This is a genomic window from Bacteroidota bacterium (assembly GCA_018266755.1).
Lineage (GTDB): Bacteria > Bacteroidota > Ignavibacteria > Palsa-1295 > Palsa-1295 > JAFDZW01.
The window spans coordinates 49022-68361 of the sequence record JAFDZW010000007.1 but is presented as its reverse complement, the minus strand read 5'-3'; the positions used below and the strand labels follow the sequence as shown (position 1 = coordinate 68361).

Sequence of the window (19340 nt, the reverse complement as noted above, 5' to 3'; positions counted from 1 at the left end):
CGGAGGGAGGATGGAAGTGTCCGAGGAATCCAAGTGAATAGCGAGTGCACAATCATCGTTCTGCGAATCACAATTTGCTATTCACAATTCATCAATCAACCTACAACCGCACGTTCGACTCCATGAAGCTTTCTTCGCCTTCGTCGAGACGTTCGAGCTCGGTCTTGAGGTAGAGGAATGCTTCTTGTGGGGTGTCGCTAAAATGTAACAGCTCGAGGTCCTGTGCGTCAATCATGCCCATCTCTTTGAGATAATCGAGGTTCATGATTTTCTTCCAATACTCCGAGCCATAGACGACAATCGGCATTTTCTTCTTGATCTTTCCGGTCTGTACGAGCGTGAGGCACTCGAAGAGTTCGTCCATCGTCCCGAACCCACCCGGGAAGACGACGAGCGCTTTGCTCAGGTAGGCGAACCAGAACTTGCGCATGAAGAAGTAGTGGAATTCGAAGTTCAGCGCATCGGAGATATATGAGTTCGGCATCTGCTCGTAGGGGAGCGCAATGTTGAGGCCGATCGTTCGGCCGCCGGCGAGCATGGCGCCTTTGTTCGCCGCTTCCATGATGCCCGGTCCGCCGCCGGAAGAGATCACGTAGCGTTGCTTGAATGTGAGGTTGCGCACGTCTTCGAGGCTCACGAACGGAATGTGTTCCGCCTCGCCGTGTGCTTTTCGGTGCTGGCGTTCGGCATCGGTGATGGCGACGTGCATCGACCATTCGGTCAAGAGCCGTGCAAGCTCGACGGCATCTTCGTAATAATGCGCAAGCAATTCCTGTACAGAAGTGCGTTTGCGAGCGGCTTCGATCTCTTTATGGATCTCTTCGGAATGCGAGCCGGCACGTTCGATCAGTTCGTTCGAGTGCTCCACTTTGAGCTTTTCCGCCGCTGCCTCTTCGAGGCTTTTGATGCGGGCGCTGCCGAAGAAGACGATGGTATCCTTCACGCCTTCTTTGGCAAGGCGGGCGCGGGGCTCCATGTATTCTGCCAGAATGCGTAGGAGTCTGGCTTCGGGGCTGGTGAGAAATGATTCGTTCAGATAGGCTTTCTCGGCCTGATGTTTGAGTGCTGACACAGTAGTGTTCTCCTGTCTAGTTAGTAGTACCGCACCGAATGAGCGCGGACGGGTCAAGAGCCAAGCCCTATAAAAGCAAAATCCCTTGACGGACTACCATCAAGGGATTCTACTGCAAAACTACGGATATTGTTACTCTGCTTCGCGCTCGCGCATGCGCCAGGTGAGTTTATCGCCCATGAAGTCCTTGAGGGCTTCGGCGGTCGGCTTGCCGCGCTTTTCGATCTCGAGCGAAATACGCATCTGATCGAAGTTGGTGGTCTCGATCTCGTCGTCCTCTTCTTCCATCGGGACGAGCGTGGAGATGCGGGCCATATACTCGGTCTTGATCTCCTCGTTGATCTGACGGGCGCGCTTGGCCGTGATGACGATCGCCTGATAGAGCGTTTCGCCACGAGTGCCCATTGCTTCGAGATCTGTCGGTTGAATTGCCATGCGTTGTATTCCTTCTTTTTTAGGATTGTGGATAACACCGAACGGGGTTTGTTGGTTCGGGGGACTGACGCAATGGTACGCGGATGACGCGGATCCGGCGGATGTTCGCGGATCAGTGACTACTTACCGAAGATCAACGCCTCCACTTCAGCGGTCGCAGTATCGAGATCGTCGTTAACTACCGTGAAATCATATACCTCCGCCATTTCCATCTCCATTTTCGCCCGCGCGAGGCGGCGTTCGATGACTTCGGCGGATTCGGTGCCACGGTTGGTCAGGCGTTCGCGCAGGACCTCAAGCGACGGCGGGGCGATAAAGATCAACAGACTGTCATCGGGGAAACGGGTACGAATCGAGATGCCGCCCTTCACATCGATATCAAAGATCAGGCTCTTACCTTGCGACTTCGCGCGGTCGATCTCCGATACGAGCGTACCGTAGTAATTGCCGAAGATCTCTTCGTATTCGATGAGCTCGTTGTTCTTGATCTTATGAACGAAATCTTCCTTCGAGAGAAAGTAATAGTCAACGCCATCACGCTCGCCGTTTCGCATCGCGCGTGTGGTGGCACTGATGCTGAACGTGAGCTTGTCAGCGTGCTTGGCAAGTACACGTTTTGTGATGGTTGTTTTGCCGGCACCTGACGGTGCTGAGAGTACGATGAGTTGTTTCAACGTTTATTTCCCCTTGAAAACAGGTTTACGCTTCTCGGCAAACGATGCGTGGAATTCGCGATGATCTTCTGTCATCATCATTAGTGCTTGTGCGGTGGCTTCTTGTTCAACAGCAGAAGCGATGTCCATGAGCCACTCGTTATTGATCAGGCGCTTCGTCAGCCCAAGCGCGAGCGATGCGCTTTCTGCCAAACGCTTTGCCAGTGCCATCGTCTCCGACTCGAGGTCTTTCAACTCGACAACGTTATTGGCGAGGCCAACTCTTAGACATTCATCGCTCAAGATCTTGTCGCCGAGCATCAGATACTCCGTCGCACGCGCCATACCGACAACTTTGGGCAGTAGATACACTGCGCCCATGTCGGCTGCGGTGAGGCCGACCTTCTGAAACAAGAACGCGAGATATCCTTCCTTCGCCATGATGCGGAAGTCGCTTGCCAGCGCGATGACCGATCCTGCGCCCGCCGCGACGCCGTTGATCGACGAGATGATGGGCTTCTCGAGCTGGCGCATGTTCATGATGAGCTCGCCCGTCATGCGTGTGAACTCGAGCAGACCTTTGGTGTCTCGCTTGAGCAGTTCGCCGATGATCTCGTGCACGTCGCCGCCCGAGCAGAAGCCTTTTCCTTCACCTTCGATTACGACGACCTTCACGCTGTCATCGAAGCGGAGCCGGTACATCAGGTCAGTGAGATCGCGATAGACTTTGAACGTCAGTGAGCCGAGCGTCTGCGGCCGTGCAAAACGCACGCGGGCGATGTGGTAGGTGACGGAATAGTGGAATGAGTCGGTCTGCATGACGGCTGCGAAGTAAAGCACTCTAAACGCGATAACGGGAAAATCGGCTCACAAAAAAGGAACGTGTAGATCCGCGCTCATCCGTCCGATCCGTGTCATCCGCGTACCATTGACGATTTGAAGATGTTCTGTGTTTTCAGATTCTTCACGATATAGACTCGCTCACGTATGTATACGCTCAAGATCATTTCTTCTACTACTCGTCCGGGCCGCAAGGGGCCCATCATCGCCAAATGGATCGCCGATGTTGCGATGCAGGACCCTGACTGGGAGATACAGGTCATCGATCTCGGCGAGCTCAACCTCCCGATGCTCGACGAGCCCAAACAGGCGATGATGGGTAATTATGAACATGAGCACTCCAGGAGATGGAGCGCGACCATCGACGAAGCAGATGCGTTCATCTTCGTCACTGCCGAGTATAACTACGGATACCCCGCCCCGCTGAAGAACGCACTGGATTTTCTCTATAGGGAATGGGCCTACAAGCCGGCAGCGATCGTTAGCTACGGAGGGGTCTCTGCAGGGACACGTGCATCGACGATGCTGCGACCGGTCCTTTCGGCACTGAACATGATGCCGCTCTCGGGCGGGCTGCCGATCCCGATGATGACGCAGTTCATCAACGAGGCCGGAGTGTTCGTACCGAACGAGATGACCTCGCGTGGCGCAGCACGGATGTTCGCAGAGCTGAAGAAGTGGACCGTGGCGCTCAAGCCGATGCGCTCGGTTTAGAAGATCAGAACGAGACTCCCTGCAATGATCAGCAGCGCGCCGAGCGCTGTCTTGAACGTCAGCGCTTCACCGAGGAAGACGACGGCAAGCACGATGGCGATGGCAACGCTGAGCTTGTCGACCGGCGCGACCTTCGAGACGTCGCCGACCTGCAGTGCTTTGAAGTAGAAGATCCACGAGAAACCGGTCGCCAGTCCTGAGAGCACGAGGAAGATCCAGTTCTCGCGCGAGAGCTCACCGACCGCTTTCGCTTCGCCGCGCGCGAAGACAATGAGCCACGCGACAAGCACGATGACCACCGTTCGCACCGCCGTCGCGACATCCGAGCTGACGTTCTTCACGCCGATCTTCGCGAAGATCGCCGTGAGTGCCGCAAAGACGGCGGAGAGCAGTGCGTATATCCACCACATGGTTCGGCGGTTCCTCCTATAATATTCCTAACTCATGACGGTGAATAATAAGCTGCACAACAAACACAGCGAGAATCAGCACGAGCCAGAGGACAATTCTGCGGACCATTATCGTACTGTCGGCTTGCGGTTGTAGCCACGGTCGCCGTAGGGCTGAAGATCTTCGATCACCAGGGTTTCCAGTGCCTTCAGTTCGCCTCGGAAATCAGTGACTTCGTCGGCGAGCTTGAGTTCGTGCAACACTTCGAAGACGAATTGCTTCTCGCCGTACTCGCGCCAGTCGCGCTGGAGCGATTCGTTGAGGTGTGCGCCGAGCTCGAGCTTGAACTGCTCGGCGTTCCAGGCCGCGCGCAGGTTCGGTGTGCTCGCAACGAGTATCTTGCCGTTGACGAGATTACGGATCTGATAGACGCCCATCGGCTGCTTTTGCTCTTTGTACTCCGCGATCAGCTCTTTGCGGCTGCGTTGTTCTTCACTCATAACTCAGTGTCAATTCTTTTCCAATGAATGCGGCAACACGGGCCGCTTCGGATTCGGCGGCCCGACGTTCCGCAGGTTTCAACGCACGAAACGGCGTGAGTGTCACATCTACTTGCCTAGCACCGATCTCACGGCTCCACATACCCACCACACGCCCACCGATGACGATCGTCGGACGAAACAGCCCGTTGACCGTCACGACCTCGCGCGAGCGTGGCTCGTCGAGCACCACCGAACGGTCACCATATCCGAGCAAGTACTCATCGAAGCCCGAAAGCAGCAGGGCCTTTGGGATCTCCGCGCGTTCGCTTGCACGCATCATGAAGTACTCGGCGGCGTCGCTTGTCGCAGACGTGAGTTCATCACGAATGAGCTCGATGCCACGGATCGCATCGCGTTGCGGAATGCCGGACCACCATGCAAAGTCGCGCATCGTCGCGGGCCCGTGCGAACGGAAGTAGAGCGAGGCAAGCCCAGCAAGCGATTCGTCGCTCGTGCGAGCTGCAGTCTGCCCGACCCAATCCTTGAGCAAGACATAGGTGTCCTGCTTGCCTCTCGGGGTGCCGCAGCAGACGTAACCGCTGAGCGCAAGGTGATACATCATGTGTGCAAAGCGGAAGCCGTCGGTTCGTTGCTTCCTTGCTTCGAGCAGTACTTTGAGCTCGATGCGGGTGTGCGGACCTTTCGCGAGCGCACCAAGTACGATAGCCTCGATCTTCGCCAGCGTTTTCGCATCGAACCCATACTCGCGGTAGAGCGAACCGCGGATCGAGAGGACACGCTTGCCGAGGTAGCCGTTGATCCACGACACATCGTTCGGCGCCATGTGATGCAACGTGCCGCGCATCGTCCAGGTCCGGACGTAGTGCCGCTCGTGCTGCGCTTCTTCGACGAGTGCCATCGTCGAATCCGGCACCCTGGCGCCGAGCGCCCACTTTGCCTGATGCTGGTCCTGCGCTTGCGTTGCGCCGAACCACGCAACGACATCGGCGATACTGCGCCCTCGCTCGCTCACGAGCAGATGCGCCGCGAGACGCCGCTCGATGATCTCGGTGCGTGTCACGTGGTCAGACGTTCGATCTGTGCGGAGAATGCGGGATATGCTTCGATGAGTCGGTCGCGGTTGCCGAGTGCGAAGTCTTCGTAGTCGAAGCCCGGTGCGACGGTGCAGCCCATCAATGCGAACGATCCGCCGTTGGCCAACCGGCAGCCTTGCATCGTGCCGTGCGGGACGATCACTTGCGGCCGCTCGCCGGCGGCAAGGTCCGTGCCGATCTTCACGATACGACCGAAGCCGTTCGGCAATAACTGCAGCATCTCGACGGTATCGCCGAGATAGAAGTGAAAGATCTCGTCGCTCGCGACGGTATGCAGCGCGGAGAATGTATCCGGCGTGAGCAGATAATAGATCGCCGTCGAAAACGCGCGGTTGCTCTTGTAGCGCACCGGCAGTCCGCTCTTCGCAATGGTCTCATGCGTGCGATACGTCTCGCGGAAATACCCGCCCTCGGGCTCGAGGGGCTCGAGCTCCAGGAGTTCGATTACATCTTTTGCCGTCAGCGGTGAATGCTTCATCGGTGTCATTGTTGAGAGTAATGGTCCCACGCGGCTTTGCCGACGCGCGCGATGATCGTTTCGAGCGTGTCGTAGTCGCCTTCAGCCATCGAAACAAATACGACGATGGCGATGTGCTTGCCGTTCGGCAACGTGATGATGCCAATGTCGTTTGTTGCCGCCGAGATCTTGTGCTGTTTGCTATAGTCCGACGAACCCGTCTTGTGTGCCACCACGGCATCTGCAGGCAACAAGCCTTTGAGTCGTTTCGGGCTATTGGAGCTCTTGGTCATGAACTTCAGCAGAAGATCGTTGCTCGCCTTCGAAAGGACTGAACCATGATAGAGCAACTTCAGGAGTGCGAGCATCGCCCGTGGTTCGCACCAGTTCTTGAACTGTGCATTCCAGTCGGCGTGCATTTGTCGTTCGGTGCGTGCGATCCGGATCTCGTTCACGCCAAGCGAGTGAATGTACTTGTTACATGCCGACACGCCACCGCCGATCTTGAAGAGAATATCACAGGCGTTGTTGTCGCTGCCCGAGACCATGTAGCGCAGCAGGTCGCGCACCGTGAGCGAAACGCGGCGCTTCGGATGCTCGTCCACGATCGGGCTCCACGTTTCATTGTCCAAGTCCTTCGGTCCGAGCTTCAGAACCGAGTCGAGCGAGAGGCGTCCTTCGTCAACCGCGTGGAGGATATGCAGGGCGAGCGGAAACTTGTATGTGCTCTGCATCGGCGAATGATAGCTGCCATTGAGCGTCAGCGTGTCGCCGGTCTCGATAAGCTCGGTCGCAACGCCGAGCGTACCGTGCAGGTCGGCGGCGATCTTCGATATAGCTTGTCGCAGGTCCTCGTTCCCCGTCGCAAGCGACACGCGGGCGAACAGACAGAGCAAGCAAAGTAGAGGGGTCCATGATAGGTGCTTCTTCATTGAAGCACAAAATACGAAGAGTGATTGGGTTAGGTTCAGTGGGGTCGCGCAGCGATCACGCGCAGTGCGGACTCGAACGACGATTGTGTGCGAAGATGGCCGTATCTCTTGTCCCAGTCGCCGCTCTCGAGGTCGCGTCGCAATGCTTCGACGATGCGCTCTTCGACTCCGTCGGCAAGGCAGCCCCATACCGATTGCGATGCACGGACGTTCGCATCGAGAAATGCTTCGGGTCGCGCGAAAAATGCTTCCTGTATGCCATCGATGCAGTCGGCAGGGATCGCGACGGGCTCGACCGACGCCTTTCCGCCTAGAGTGCTGACGACCTCATCGATCGTGGGGAAGCGCAGCTTGTCGACTTCGATAAATTCCGGTGCATAATGTGTGAGCCAGAAGTTGTGCAGTTCGGATGTGTCGAACGTCACGATGACGACCGGTCCGCACGTGACGCGTCGCATCTCCCGGAGTCCGGCCTGCGGGTCGGACCAGTGATGGATCGTAAGCACCGCCATCGAAGCATCGAACGAGTCGTCAGCGAACGGCAACGCTTCAGCCGACGCTGCGATGGCTTGTGCGAGATGTGCAGGTCGTTGTGCGCGCATCGTTGCAGATGGCTCGACGGCAGTGACGATACGATTGGTCGGCTCGTACGAACCTGTTCCTGCGCCAACGTTCAGAACTGTATGTGCATCGTTGCCGAGCGCACGGTGTATGACCAACGCGATGCGCGGATCGCTTCGGCGCGTCGATGAATACGGGGCACCGTGCTGCTCGTAGTCGTACGATCGTTGTTCTCGCATCGGGTAGCAGATCCTATGGAATCCCTGCTTAATGCGGCGTGACTTTGTCGAATTCAGCCTCCACTTGTTCTTCCCATTCCGGGTGCCCCATGCGGGTAACGAGCGAGATGGATAGGGAGCGGAGCTCGTCGGCGCGCGCCTTGTTCTTTTGCTTCATCGAGTCGGCGTAGATCGCAGTGAAGAAGTCGATATAGTTGAGGTTCTGCATATCCACGTTCCCCTGGTTCTGCTCGCGGATGAGCGGGTGCCGGATATTATCGAGCAGAAACTGCTTCTCATAGAGTTGCACGTTCCACTTCGAGAGGTCCAGCGGCGTTCGTGTCAGGCGGTACGCGAGCCCGGAGATCGTTAATTGGTCCTGAAAATCTTTGATCAGCGACGGAAACAGCGTCATCCCGACATACAGCGGCGCTTTGCCGTTATAGTGCTTCAGACAATGGGCAACGATGTCGTGCCAGTTCTCCTGATACACGTTTGGGTCGGCGACGATCTTCGGCATGTTTGGCAGATCGAGGCTGTGAAGGATGCTGTCGCGGTAAGACTCGATCAGCATGAAATCCACATTGATGACTCGCACGTCCGTTCGAATACCCAGTGCATCCTGCAGCATCCAGAGCGGGTAGGTATCGTTATCGCTTTGTGTCAGCAGGATCGCATTCGTATCGAGTGACATCAAAACATTATAAGCATATGTCATGAGCCCGGTCGCGATCTCGTTTTTCGGGTACCAGTGCTTGTTCACTTCTTTACGCAGCGCCCCGTCGCCACTGGTCACGGCGTAGGAGATCATGCTCGAGCAGATTCCTTCGAAGTCGGGATTGATTGCATAGGCCGTTAGCAGGTGCGAAGCAAGGTCCGGGATAATGCCACCATCGAGATACAGCAGATAGTGGTATGTAAATGAGCTCGGAATGAACCGCTTCATCACCGCAAGAATGTCCGGCCCCATCTTGAGTGCACGCGACTCGTTGACGAAATCGGACTTCCAGTTCGCCGATCCATACGCGTTCCGACAGGCACGGAAGTAGTTGTACCAGTTATCCTCGGAGGTCGAATCTTTTGCAAGCTCTCGAGCCCACAGTTCAGCCTGTTGCACGTAATAGCTATGCGGCCGCATTTCACGGGCGAACGAAATTTGGCGTTCGGGTTTCTGTGCGAGCAGGACAACGGGTATAGAAAGCAGGACTGCAATAATGACGGGTACGAATCGACGCATTGCTACTGTATGGATGGAAGTGAATTTCTACCGATACACGTGCAAGCCAACGATTTGTTTCCGAACTGGCACGGCGAGGCCGGCTACGATTACACCTTCCGCCGACGATTTCGTACGTAGTCCACCAGCACAAACTGGCCGAGGTCGTTGAGGCCGGAGTAATAGGCGCGGCCGTGGTTGGCCTTGGTCATTTCCTCGACGAAGTCGATGAGGTACGGATCATGCGCGATCATGAACGTGGTGATCGGGATGTGCTCGCGGCGCAATGCTACCGCTTCATCGAGCGTCTTGTTGATGATCTTCGGGTCGAGCCCCCACGAGTTCTTATAGAGCTTTCCGTTGTCATCGAACATCGCAGACGGTTTGCCATCAGTGACCATGAAGATCTGCTTGTTCGCATTGCCGCTGCGACGCAGCATGCGCCGCGCCAGTCGCAGACCGTCGCGGGTGTTGGTATGATATGGGCCAACCTCGAGAAACGGGAGCTCGCTATCGGAGATCAGCTCCGCCTCGTCGCCGAAGGAAATAACATAGAGCTGGTCTTTCGGAAATTTGGTACGGATGAGTTCGGCAAGCGCCATTGCCACCTTCTTCGCAGGCGTGATGCGGTCCTCGCCGTAGAGGATCATCGAATGAGAAACATCGATCAAGAGCGCGGTCGAGCAACTTGCTGCATGCTCGGTCTCATAGACTTCGATGTCTTCTTCGTCCATCGAGAGATTCTCGAGCGGGGAATCGCCAATATTCTTCTCGTCACGGAGCGAACGCCGGAGCGCATTTTGCAGTGTACGGGTGAAGTCGATGTTCGTTGACTGGTCGCCGAACGTATAGCCTTTCGTCCCGCTGGTGCGTTCGACACCTGCACCGGAATGCGGCGTGTCGTGCATGCCGCCCGGTGATTTCTTCATGCCGCGGAAAATCTCGAGCAGGGCAGAACGCTTAATGTTGCCAACGGCTTTGTTTGTAGGCTTCAGGAGGTTGTTCTCGTCGTCTTCGACGATGCCCTGACGCTTTAGCTCGTCGAGGAACATATCGAAGGTCATCTCCGGACCGAAGATATTATACTGTTCGTCCAGGTATTGCATCCATTGCAGTGCCTCGTTTGCATCGCCCGACGTTCGAAGCAGGAGTTCATGGAAGAGGTTTACCAGTTCTTGCAAGCGATCCTCATCGCGCTTGCTTTTTCCTTCGATCCAACGGCTGTAGGTGGTATTCACATTTATAGTAACGAAATCCCGTAGGAGGCGGTTTTCATTATCCGGGTCTTGTGTTGTTTTCCGTATATTTGTAGGTATCCCCAACCCCCCGGAGGACATTGTTCCACTCTGAAAGGAAACGCTTATGAAATGTATAGTTACTGGATTATTTTTTCTGCTTCTTGTCCTCAGCGCAACCCACAGCGCCATGGCACGTCGCGGCAATCCTGCACCTACGAGCAATCCAGGCTCACAAATCTATTGTATCGACAGTGACGACGACGATTCTCGCGCCCCAGGCTACTTCTTCGTCGATACGACCTACGATGCGAACAACTGGCACCGCGTCAACACTCTCGTAAGCGGTACCGATGACGGCTACGTCGAAACCATTGCGACGGACTCGATCACCTTCAACCATTTCAATCGTTTCCTTCGTCTGCCACCGCGCTACATCACGACAAACGGTCTGATGAAACTAACGATCGACACCTTTATGATGGGGGCAGACTTGAGTGCTGCAAATGCCGCAATGCCGATCAACTTCAATAATGGCGGGCACGAGGCGATCGTCTGCCCGATGTGGGGCGACCTTGAATTCCGTACGACGGGCGATTCGTCGAAAGTCTTTTATCGCATGACGACGGACTCGTGCTATGTCACGTACTATAATCTCTTCCTCAAGGGGACGAACGGACAGGCGCGTGTGACCTGCCAGGTCGCATTTTCACGGACAGATTCGTCGATGCAGTTCAACTACAGGTCATTCGACGGAAGCTTTGCCGGGGTTCCGGCGGCGATGCTCTTTCAGCAAACCTGTACGATCGGTTCGCAAAACTATCAGAGCGTGTACGGGACGACCTACCTCGACCGGGGTACGTATTATGCGAAGAGTTACAGCTCTGCGATCTACGCAAAAGATCTGCATAACCAATTGGCAGTGAAGTTCATCCGGTTTGCGAACAACAATTATGTTCGCATGAACTCGATCAATTTCCCTCCGTACAACGGCTATGAGATGTCGAACAACCAGTTCCAGCCGGTGATGACGTTCGAGAATCTCACGAACTTCAACTACAAGTTGTATATCCGTACGCAGGTCATTAATCTCACGACCGGTAACGGCGTCTATAGCCGAACCGACAGCGTCGATGTTGGAAACAACTCCAGCTATCAGTACACAGGCTCGCTCTTTGGCGGCCTTACCTGCGGCCATTATCGAATGACGACGACCGTCTCCGTTCCGCGTCTCGGAACCGATAACTGGGTACCGGATAATATCATGACGCGCGACTTTGTGTTCCTGAACGGACTGTCTGCGCCGTTGTATGACGACTATAATACGCTCGATCCGTGCTCATGGCACATCTTTGGCGGATCTGCAGCCAGCGGCTTGATGTACGACCAGCCAGGGCCGGTTTCCACCAACTCGTTGCTGCTCAATCGTCGCGACGATGCGTGGCCGTCGTCCTCGGGCAATCTGTACCAGGTTCGTACCGCTGCCGATACCGTGGTAACGGCGCCGATTAATCTTTCGGGCAAGTCGAACGTCTGGCTGGCATTCGCTTACCAGCGCGGCAAAGCGACCGATTCCCTCCAGGCGGGTGTGAACCTTCGTACGCTGCCGGGACCGGAGCCGATTCTCAAAGACACGACGGGTGCGATCATCGCGGGCGATAGCCTCATTATCGAAGGGACCAAATCTACCGCTCCGAAGTGGAATGCAATCAATGATTCGAACTGGACGCGTGTTGGTGCGATTGCCGGTGGATTGGATCTTAAGACGCAGATGTACCGTATTCAGGTGCCGTCAGCGCTTATCCACGATCACAGCCGCTTCCGTCTGCGTCTGAAATCGCAGAATGATGTCGGTCTGTTCAATTCGCCGCCGTTCGACGATGACGATAGTTGGTTGGTCGATGGCTTCCAGGTGAATCTTGCCACAAACGGCCAGACGGAGCTCAGCCCATATCAGCTCGACCTCGGCAACGGGCTCTTCACGCATATCCCGCGCTCGGTTAAGAATATTACTCCGCGCATCACGATCTCGAGCAATGCGCTCCAGACAAATCTTGCGTCGTATAATGTTCGCTTGATCATTTGGGACGCGCTCAATCGTCAGGTCTATCACAAATTGCAGACGCTCTATTCGCCACTGTCACATAACGATACTGTTATGTCGATGCCCGCATGGGATGTCAGCGGTAGCCAGGGTGGGACGTTCACGGCGAAGATCCAGATCGAGTTGAACTTCCAGGAAATTCGTCGTCCGAACGATACGATCACGATGTATCGCAACTTCGCGATCGACGATCGATATGCGTACGATGACGGCGTGCCCGATACAGCCGGCACCATGGTGGTTGCCGATCCGCACTTCTATATGGACTTCACGCCGCTTGCGTCGGATTCGCTGCGCGCTGCCGATTTCTTTATGCTCGATGCGAACGGGACGACCAACTGGGCGCTGACAGTTCGCGGAAGCGGCAATCAGGTCGTTGGGGCACGTACCTTCTCATATAATACGCTCGAACGCGGGTTTATGCGAGGCACATTCTCGCCGATCTATCTCAGCAGAGATTCGGTCTATCGCATCGAGTTCAATATGACTTCGGGCACCGGCTTGGGCGGAGATGCTGCCCGCGGACTCGTATGGAAGATTCGTACCGGGTCGACGCCATACTACTCTGGCCTGTATCCGAAGTTGCTTGCGAAATTCCGTGATGTGAACAGCAATCAGTATCTGGTCGACAGTAACTCGACTGCCCGCAATGCCAGCGGTGGCGGCCCGATTCTGCCGATGGTGCGGTTGGTGTTCACCGGTTCGTCGACCTATCTGCCGATTGAGCTTGCGAGCTTCACGGCTCGCCGTACATCGACCGGCCAGGTACTCCTCGATTTCGCAACCGCGAAAGAGCAGGATGTTCGTCAGTTCGAACTCGAACGAGAGACACAGAACGGCTGGCAGAATGTTGCCACACTTGCGGCAACCAACGCCGCGCTCGGTTCGACATATTCGGCACTCGATGCAACCGCTCCGTTCTCGTCGCAGACCTATCGTTTGAGCGAGGTGGATCTTGACGGTTCGCAGAAGGTTGCAGGCTATGCGACGGCAAGTCCGTTCGGTAGTTCGAGCCCGATGGAGCTGACCGTGTCGCCGAATCCGGCGTCGAACCGTTTACACGTGTCGCTCACGGGTGTGACCGATCGCGTCGAACTTCGTGTGTACGATATGCTCGGGAAGGTCGTCCTGGCATCCGACGGACAGGGAAGCTCCACCGATCTCGATGTATCGACTCTTGCAGCGGGTACCTACACGCTGCAAACACTCTCGGGCGGCGAAGAGCACCGCGCCACGTTCGTCGTTCAGAAGTAACGGCGATTTGTTCAATCGTTCGAAGCACGGGGCGGAACAGACCGCCCCGTGCTTTTTTCACAATAGGTGTTACATTCTGGGTTCGTACGTGTTAGTAGAATAGTGACCCGACTAATTCCATACATCGTCTGTCTCCTCCTTGCACTCGCCTGTGTGCCTGCTGCCGCACAGCCTCCGGTTGTGACGTACGGCACGAAGTTCACATTTGCATTTCCGGAAGGAGCCGATGGATTGGTCGATCCGTTCGGCAACGGCGATTCATCAACGCTTATACTGCACCTGATCAGCCGAGCCCCGGGAAGCGCAACAATCACTTCGCCGTCTGGATATTCCACCAAGTTCTGCTACGATTCGACGCTTGGCGCTGACATCGTACTACCGCATTGGCTCATGCTGATCCCCGGCCAAGGCAAGAGCCAGAAAGGACTCGTGCTCCGTACTACGAGTCCGGTTCAGGTTGAATTGCTCGATAAGTTCAATGCCGGCGGCGAAATGACACAGATCTATCCGGATTCTTCGCTTGGCACCGACTACCGGATCGCGACATGGGGATTGTATAACGACCCCGGTGAAGATAACAAAACGGAATTTGTGATCACGGCACCATACGATAATACTTCCGTTACCGTGACGCCGTCCGTTCGTCCGATCGGCCGTCCCGACGCATCGCCGTTTACGTTCACGCTGAATGCGGGCGAGTGCTACATTGTCAAAGCAGACATCACCGCTGCACCTACGGCGACGTCACTTTCCGGTTCGTTCGTACAAGCGTCAAAACCTGTGAGTGTCATTACTGCTCTTACCTGCGGATACGCACCGCTTGGAGATGAAGCTTGCAACGAGCTTTTGAATATGCCGTTACCGCGAGGATACACCGACACGGTATTTCTTACTGCACCGTTCAGCACGTTCGAAGGGTATAGCCTGATCTTCGTTTCCGACGACCCGAATTTCTTTGTTGTCCAGCCCGGCGGATTCACATATACTTCTGTTAATGGCGTTGCAGTAGTTCCGTTCACTCTTGGATCTCAAGAGTATTTGACCACTTCACCTGCACAGTGCTACCAGCTCTCGAGTGGGTATGACCGAACGCGTGACGGTATGAGCGATCCGTCGATGATTACCGTTCTGCCTCGCTCTCAATGGCTCGATTCTGTCGAATGGTTTAGCCCGGACCTCGCGGATCCGGTGTTCGGTACGCCGTTTCCAAACTATATCTCCGTGGTGTATCCGCAGACAGCGGAGTCGAAGATCATGATCGACGATGTCCCAGCGCTGACGCTGGCAACCCCGCAGCCGATCGCAGGGACACCGTATTCGAACATGGTTATCGAGATTCCCGCCGGGCGTCATCATATGACCTCGCCGGAGCCGATGTATGCGTTCGCATCGGGGTTTAGCATTGCCGATGCATATTCCTTCAATGTCGGCGAACGGTTACCGACCGCTGTTCCGGGTCCTGTCGATTCTATCCGCTCGACCGTCGTATTCGATACACTGCAAGAGCCGACCATGTGTCAGGATTTTGATGTCGCCGTTCGTCTTATTCGTCCGGGAGCCGATCCGATCGAGACGGTGCACTCGGTCCTAACGTTCGATCCGACATACTTCACTTATGTCGGATATCGCAACGGTCCGCTTGCCGATGCTAATGCATTTACGCTGAGTGCCGCGACGAACACGATCACGATCGACCTCTCTGCAACACCGATCTCCGCAGTCAGCGACACTATCTGCATTCTGCATTTTCACTGTGCGACTCTCCCCGGATCATCACCGATGTCGATGAATTCGACGTTGACAAAGTCCGAACCGATCTGTGAAACCGCAACACGATTCTATCGCTCTGATCTTGGCATCATCGCTGTAAATCAGATCGAACAGGCGGCGTTTGCATTTCAGATCGTATCCTCCCATGCAGGAGTACAAACCACGGGTGTCTTTTCACTCGTGAGCCCTGCTGCCGACCCGATCCGCTCGGTAGAACTGTTCGTTCGGTACGACCACGATGTGCTCTATCTCACTTCGATTAGTGGTGGGGCGTTGGTTGGTTCGAACATACTCCCGTCTCCGATCCGACGCTTGGATGATTCGACCGACGAGGTGACGGTCTCGTTCTCGCCCCAACTCACGCAGCCGGGCGAATTACTGCTGCTTCACTTCGACGTATTTGTTGCAGATAGTGCATCGACACTGGTGACCTGCACGACGAATCTTTCGAACGACAGACCCTGCCCGCTGACGATCGTTGCGCCTGCCAGCAGCGCGACATTTACGCTGCTTGATACATGTTCGACACCGATCCTTCGCGAATACTTGCAGCACATCCCGCTCTCGCTCAAGCGCATTGTTCCGAATCCCACTTCTGGCCGAATCGATCTGCACTTCGACCGTATCCTGCCGAAGGGCTCGTATCGTGTAACTGTCAGTGATGTGCTGGGACACACAGTGGCACAATTTTCGGGACTGACAACGGATGAAACCGATACGCTTGGGTCGTTCTTGCTTACGAATGTGGTATCCGGTATCTACTTCCTTAATGTCGATGTTGCGGGATTCCGAGAAACAGCTCGCGTGCTGGTTCGGAACTAATCGTTTCCCGCGAAGCCTATCATACCGCTAATTTCCGTTCTTCTCCTGTGTGGCACCCACGCCATGGCTGAAGAAACAATGCTGACCTGTGCCTCGTAGCGCAGTGTCGTCATTCATCGATCACTACACCATGAGAACACTCTTCATTGCGCTGGTTGTCGCGGCACTCGCTGTTTCATCCGGTTCCGCCAAGAACGAACATTCCCTCGAGACACATACGTCTGCGAACGGGAAGTACAACTATACCACCGTTAAAGGTGATCCGTACGGAGCGCGTATCTATACGCTTTCCAATGGGTTGACGGTCTATTTGTCCGTGAACAAGAATGAGCCCCGTATCCAGACGATGATCGCCGTGCGGGCTGGCTCCAAGAACGATCCGCCGGATGCGACCGGCCTTGCTCATTACCTCGAGCACCTGCTCTTTAAGGGTACCGACAAGTTTGGCTCCCTGGATTACTCGAAGGAAAAGCCGTATCTCGATGAGATCGAGAACCGTTTTGAGGATTATCGCAAGACGACAGATCCGGCTGCGCGCAAGCAGAAGTATCATGAGATCGACTCGGTATCCGGGCTTGCAGCGAAGTGGGCTATCGCCAACGAGTATGATAAAATGCTTGGCGCGATCGGTGCGAAGGGGACGAACGCCTTTACCTGGCTCGAACAGACGGTCTATGTGAACGACATTCCGTCGAACCAGCTTGCGAAGTGGCTTGAGATCGAGTCGGAGCGTTTCCGCCATCCGGTGCTTCGCTTATTCCATACCGAACTCGAAGCGGTCTATGAAGAAAAGAACCGCAATATCGACAATGATGGTGAAGAACAGTTCGAGACGATGATGCGCGAGATCTTCAAGCACCATACGTACGGTACGCAAACTACGATCGGTACGGTGGAGCATCTGAAGAATCCGTCGATCAAGAAGATCGAGGAGTACTTCTCGAAGTACTACATCCCGAATAATATGGCTGTCGTGCTCTCGGGCGATCTCGATCCGGACAAGACGATCGAGATGATCGACAAGGATTTCAGCGTCCTGACACCGAAGCCGGTGCCGCCATTCACATTTGCACCGGAGGATCCGATCACCTCACCCATTCGTCGCGAGGTCATGGGACCCGATCCCGAGAATGTCGCCATCGGTTTCCGTTTGCCCGGCATGGCAACGCACGACGCACTCGTGCTACGGATGATCGACCGCATGCTTTCAAATAACGTGGCAGGTCTGTTCGACCTTGATCTGAACCAGAGCCAGAAGGTGCTCAATGCGGGCACGTGGATGCTACAGCAGATGGACTACTCGATGCATATGATGCAGGGCAGTCCGCTCGAAGGGCAGAAGCTCGAAGACGTCGAGAACCTGATGCTCGGCGAGATCGAGAAGATTAAGAAGGGCGACTTCGACGAAGGCCTCATTAAAGCTGTCGTGAACAACGCGGAGCTCGAGCGTATCCGTGGCGCGCAGTCGAACGGTACGCGCACCAACGAGATGATGGAGGCATTCATCCACCACCTCGACTGGAAGAATATCGTTGCCGAGATCGACGAGATGCAGAAGGTGACGAAGCAGGAGATTATGGCGGTCGCGAAGAAGTACTACGGCAATAATTATGTCGTCGTGTACAAGCGCGTAGGGCAGCGCAACTCGCCGAAGGTAGAGAAGCCGTCGATCACGGCGGTACCGGTCAATCGCGAAGCGGAGTCGCCGTTCCTCACACATATTCTCAATACGCCGGCTGACAAGATCTCCCCGAAGTTCATCGACTACAAGAAGGATATCCAATTCCGCGATTTGCCGAGCGGCGTGCCGGTACACTACCTGCACAACGACGAGAATCAACTCTTCTCAATGTACTACCTGCTCGACTTCGGTGCACATGAAGATAAAAAGCTTGCGTTTGCGACCGACTATCTGAATTACCTCGGCACGAACACCATGAGCGCCGAAGAGCTCAAGAAGAAGCTCTATGCGCTTGGCCTGAGCCTCAACGTCTCGACGGCCGATGATCAGATCTATGTGTCGCTGACCGGCTTGCAGAAGAGCTTCGGTGAAGGAGTGAAGCTGCTCGAAGAGTTGCTCGCCGCTCCGAAGCCGGATGGCGAAGCGCTGCAGAAACTCGTCGCCCGTACACTCAAGAGCCGCGCCGATGCGAAACAGGATAAGGACGTGATCTTGCGTCAGGCAATGGGTAATTTCGGCAAGTACGGCAAGTACAATCCGTTCACAAACATCCTTTCCGAAGCAGAGCTCAAGGCGCTGACGCCGCAGGAGCTGGTCGCGAAGATCACCTCTATCCCGACCTACAAGCACCGCGTGCTCTACTACGGACCGCAGAAGCTCGATGACGTGACGGCGATGCTGCAGAAGATGCACAAGACGCCTTCGTCGCTGAAGGCGGCGCCCGTTGCGGCTGATTATCAGTACCAGGCAACCGACCAGAACAAGGTGTACTTCGTTGACTTCGATATGCAGCAGGCGGAAGTTGTCTTCCTGTCGAAATCCTACACCTACGATCCGGCGAAGGTCCCGGTGCAGAGTCTGTATAACGAATACTTCGGCGGCGGCATGTCGAGTGTCGTGTTCCAGAACATTCGCGAGTCGAAAGCGCTTGCGTATGCCGTGTGGTCGAACTACCAGACGCCGGCGAAGAAGGACAAGCCGAACTACTTCTACGCGTATGTCGGCACGCAGGCGGACAAACTGCCCGAGACGATGGACGCCATGTTCGATCTCTTCAACAACATGCCGAAGACCGACAAGCTCTTCGAGCAGGCGAAAGATGCGATCCGCAACACGATCTCGACAGAGCGCATCACGCGCGAAGGCATTCTCTTCAACTATGAGAGTGCTGTCAAGCGCGGGCTCGATCACGATCTGCGTCAGGATGTGTATAATGCCGTCCCGACGATGGACTTCTCGAAGATCTCAGACTTCCAGAAGCAAAATATCAAAGATCACCACTACACCATCATGGTGCTCGGCAAGCGCGACAAGGTTGACTTCAAGACGCTCGAGAAGTGGGGACCGGTCACGGAGTTGAAGCTGGAGGATATCTTCGGATATTGATCT

Annotated in this window: 16 protein-coding genes; 4 read left to right on the top strand and 12 right to left on the bottom strand. The window is 55.3% G+C overall.

Going from position 1 to position 19340, the window contains the following annotated elements:
- Positions 1-100: 100 nt before the first annotated feature.
- The 4 genes from JSS75_13645 to JSS75_13630 form a co-directional block, all read right to left on the bottom strand.
- A complete protein-coding gene (locus tag JSS75_13645; GenBank protein MBS1904744.1) occupies positions 101-976 on the bottom strand; it encodes a TIGR00730 family Rossman fold protein in 876 nt (291 codons plus the stop codon).
- Positions 977-1204: 228 nt separating this feature from the next.
- Complete coding sequence (locus JSS75_13640; GenBank protein MBS1904743.1) at positions 1205-1507, bottom strand: DNA-directed RNA polymerase subunit omega; 303 nt, start codon at positions 1505-1507, stop codon at positions 1205-1207.
- A 119-nt stretch (positions 1508-1626) separates the two neighbouring features.
- The gene (gmk, locus tag JSS75_13635) at positions 1627-2181 is read right to left on the bottom strand and encodes a guanylate kinase (GenBank protein ID MBS1904742.1); all 555 of its coding nucleotides are present in this window, start codon (positions 2179-2181) and stop codon (positions 1627-1629) included.
- Between the two features lie 3 nt (positions 2182-2184).
- Positions 2185-2979: an enoyl-CoA hydratase family protein gene (locus tag JSS75_13630; protein MBS1904741.1), complete on the bottom strand. Its 795-nt coding sequence runs from the start codon at positions 2977-2979 to the stop codon at positions 2185-2187.
- A 168-nt stretch (positions 2980-3147) separates the two neighbouring features.
- Here JSS75_13630 and JSS75_13625 point away from each other — a divergent pair, with 168 nt between their 5' ends.
- The gene (locus JSS75_13625) at positions 3148-3714 is read left to right on the top strand and encodes an NAD(P)H-dependent oxidoreductase (protein ID MBS1904740.1); all 567 of its coding nucleotides are present in this window, start codon (positions 3148-3150) and stop codon (positions 3712-3714) included.
- Here JSS75_13625 and JSS75_13620 read toward each other — a convergent pair.
- From JSS75_13620 to JSS75_13585, 8 genes are all read right to left on the bottom strand, one after another.
- On the bottom strand, positions 3711-4124 hold the full coding sequence (locus JSS75_13620) for an EamA family transporter (protein ID MBS1904739.1): 414 nt from the start codon (positions 4122-4124) through the stop codon (positions 3711-3713). The two genes, JSS75_13625 and JSS75_13620, sit on opposite strands and share 4 nt — an antisense overlap.
- Positions 4125-4232: 108 nt before the next feature.
- On the bottom strand, positions 4233-4604 hold the full coding sequence (locus JSS75_13615; protein ID MBS1904738.1) for a GIY-YIG nuclease family protein: 372 nt from the start codon (positions 4602-4604) through the stop codon (positions 4233-4235).
- Positions 4597-5667, bottom strand: a complete 1071-nt coding sequence (locus JSS75_13610) for an AlkZ family DNA glycosylase (GenBank protein MBS1904737.1) — start codon at positions 5665-5667, stop codon at positions 4597-4599. The genes JSS75_13615 and JSS75_13610 overlap by 8 nt, the downstream gene beginning before the upstream one ends.
- On the bottom strand, positions 5664-6179 hold the full coding sequence (locus tag JSS75_13605; protein ID MBS1904736.1) for a cupin domain-containing protein: 516 nt from the start codon (positions 6177-6179) through the stop codon (positions 5664-5666). The genes JSS75_13610 and JSS75_13605 overlap by 4 nt, the downstream gene beginning before the upstream one ends.
- Positions 6180-6184: 5 nt before the next feature.
- The gene (bla, locus tag JSS75_13600) at positions 6185-7090 is read right to left on the bottom strand and encodes a class A beta-lactamase (GenBank protein ID MBS1904735.1); all 906 of its coding nucleotides are present in this window, start codon (positions 7088-7090) and stop codon (positions 6185-6187) included.
- 35 nt (positions 7091-7125) lie between these two features.
- The gene (locus tag JSS75_13595; protein ID MBS1904734.1) at positions 7126-7890 is read right to left on the bottom strand and encodes a class I SAM-dependent methyltransferase; all 765 of its coding nucleotides are present in this window, start codon (positions 7888-7890) and stop codon (positions 7126-7128) included.
- Positions 7891-7918: 28 nt separating this feature from the next.
- Positions 7919-9106, bottom strand: a complete 1188-nt coding sequence (locus JSS75_13590; protein MBS1904733.1) for a hypothetical protein — start codon at positions 9104-9106, stop codon at positions 7919-7921.
- 89 nt (positions 9107-9195) lie between these two features.
- On the bottom strand, positions 9196-10422 hold the full coding sequence (locus JSS75_13585; GenBank protein MBS1904732.1) for a VWA domain-containing protein: 1227 nt from the start codon (positions 10420-10422) through the stop codon (positions 9196-9198).
- Between the two features lie 88 nt (positions 10423-10510).
- On the opposite strand from JSS75_13585, the gene JSS75_13580 reads away from it, so the two are divergent.
- The 3 genes from JSS75_13580 (at position 10511) to JSS75_13570 (ending at position 19337) form a co-directional block, all read left to right on the top strand.
- Positions 10511-13678 (top strand): T9SS type A sorting domain-containing protein, encoded by a 3168-nt coding sequence (locus tag JSS75_13580; protein MBS1904731.1) that lies wholly within the window; start codon positions 10511-10513, stop codon positions 13676-13678.
- A gap of 102 nt (positions 13679-13780) precedes the next feature.
- Complete coding sequence (locus JSS75_13575) at positions 13781-16270, top strand: T9SS type A sorting domain-containing protein (protein ID MBS1904730.1); 2490 nt, start codon at positions 13781-13783, stop codon at positions 16268-16270.
- 130 nt (positions 16271-16400) lie between these two features.
- The gene (locus tag JSS75_13570) at positions 16401-19337 is read left to right on the top strand and encodes an insulinase family protein (protein MBS1904729.1); all 2937 of its coding nucleotides are present in this window, start codon (positions 16401-16403) and stop codon (positions 19335-19337) included.
- The last annotated feature ends 3 nt before the right edge of the window (positions 19338-19340 follow it).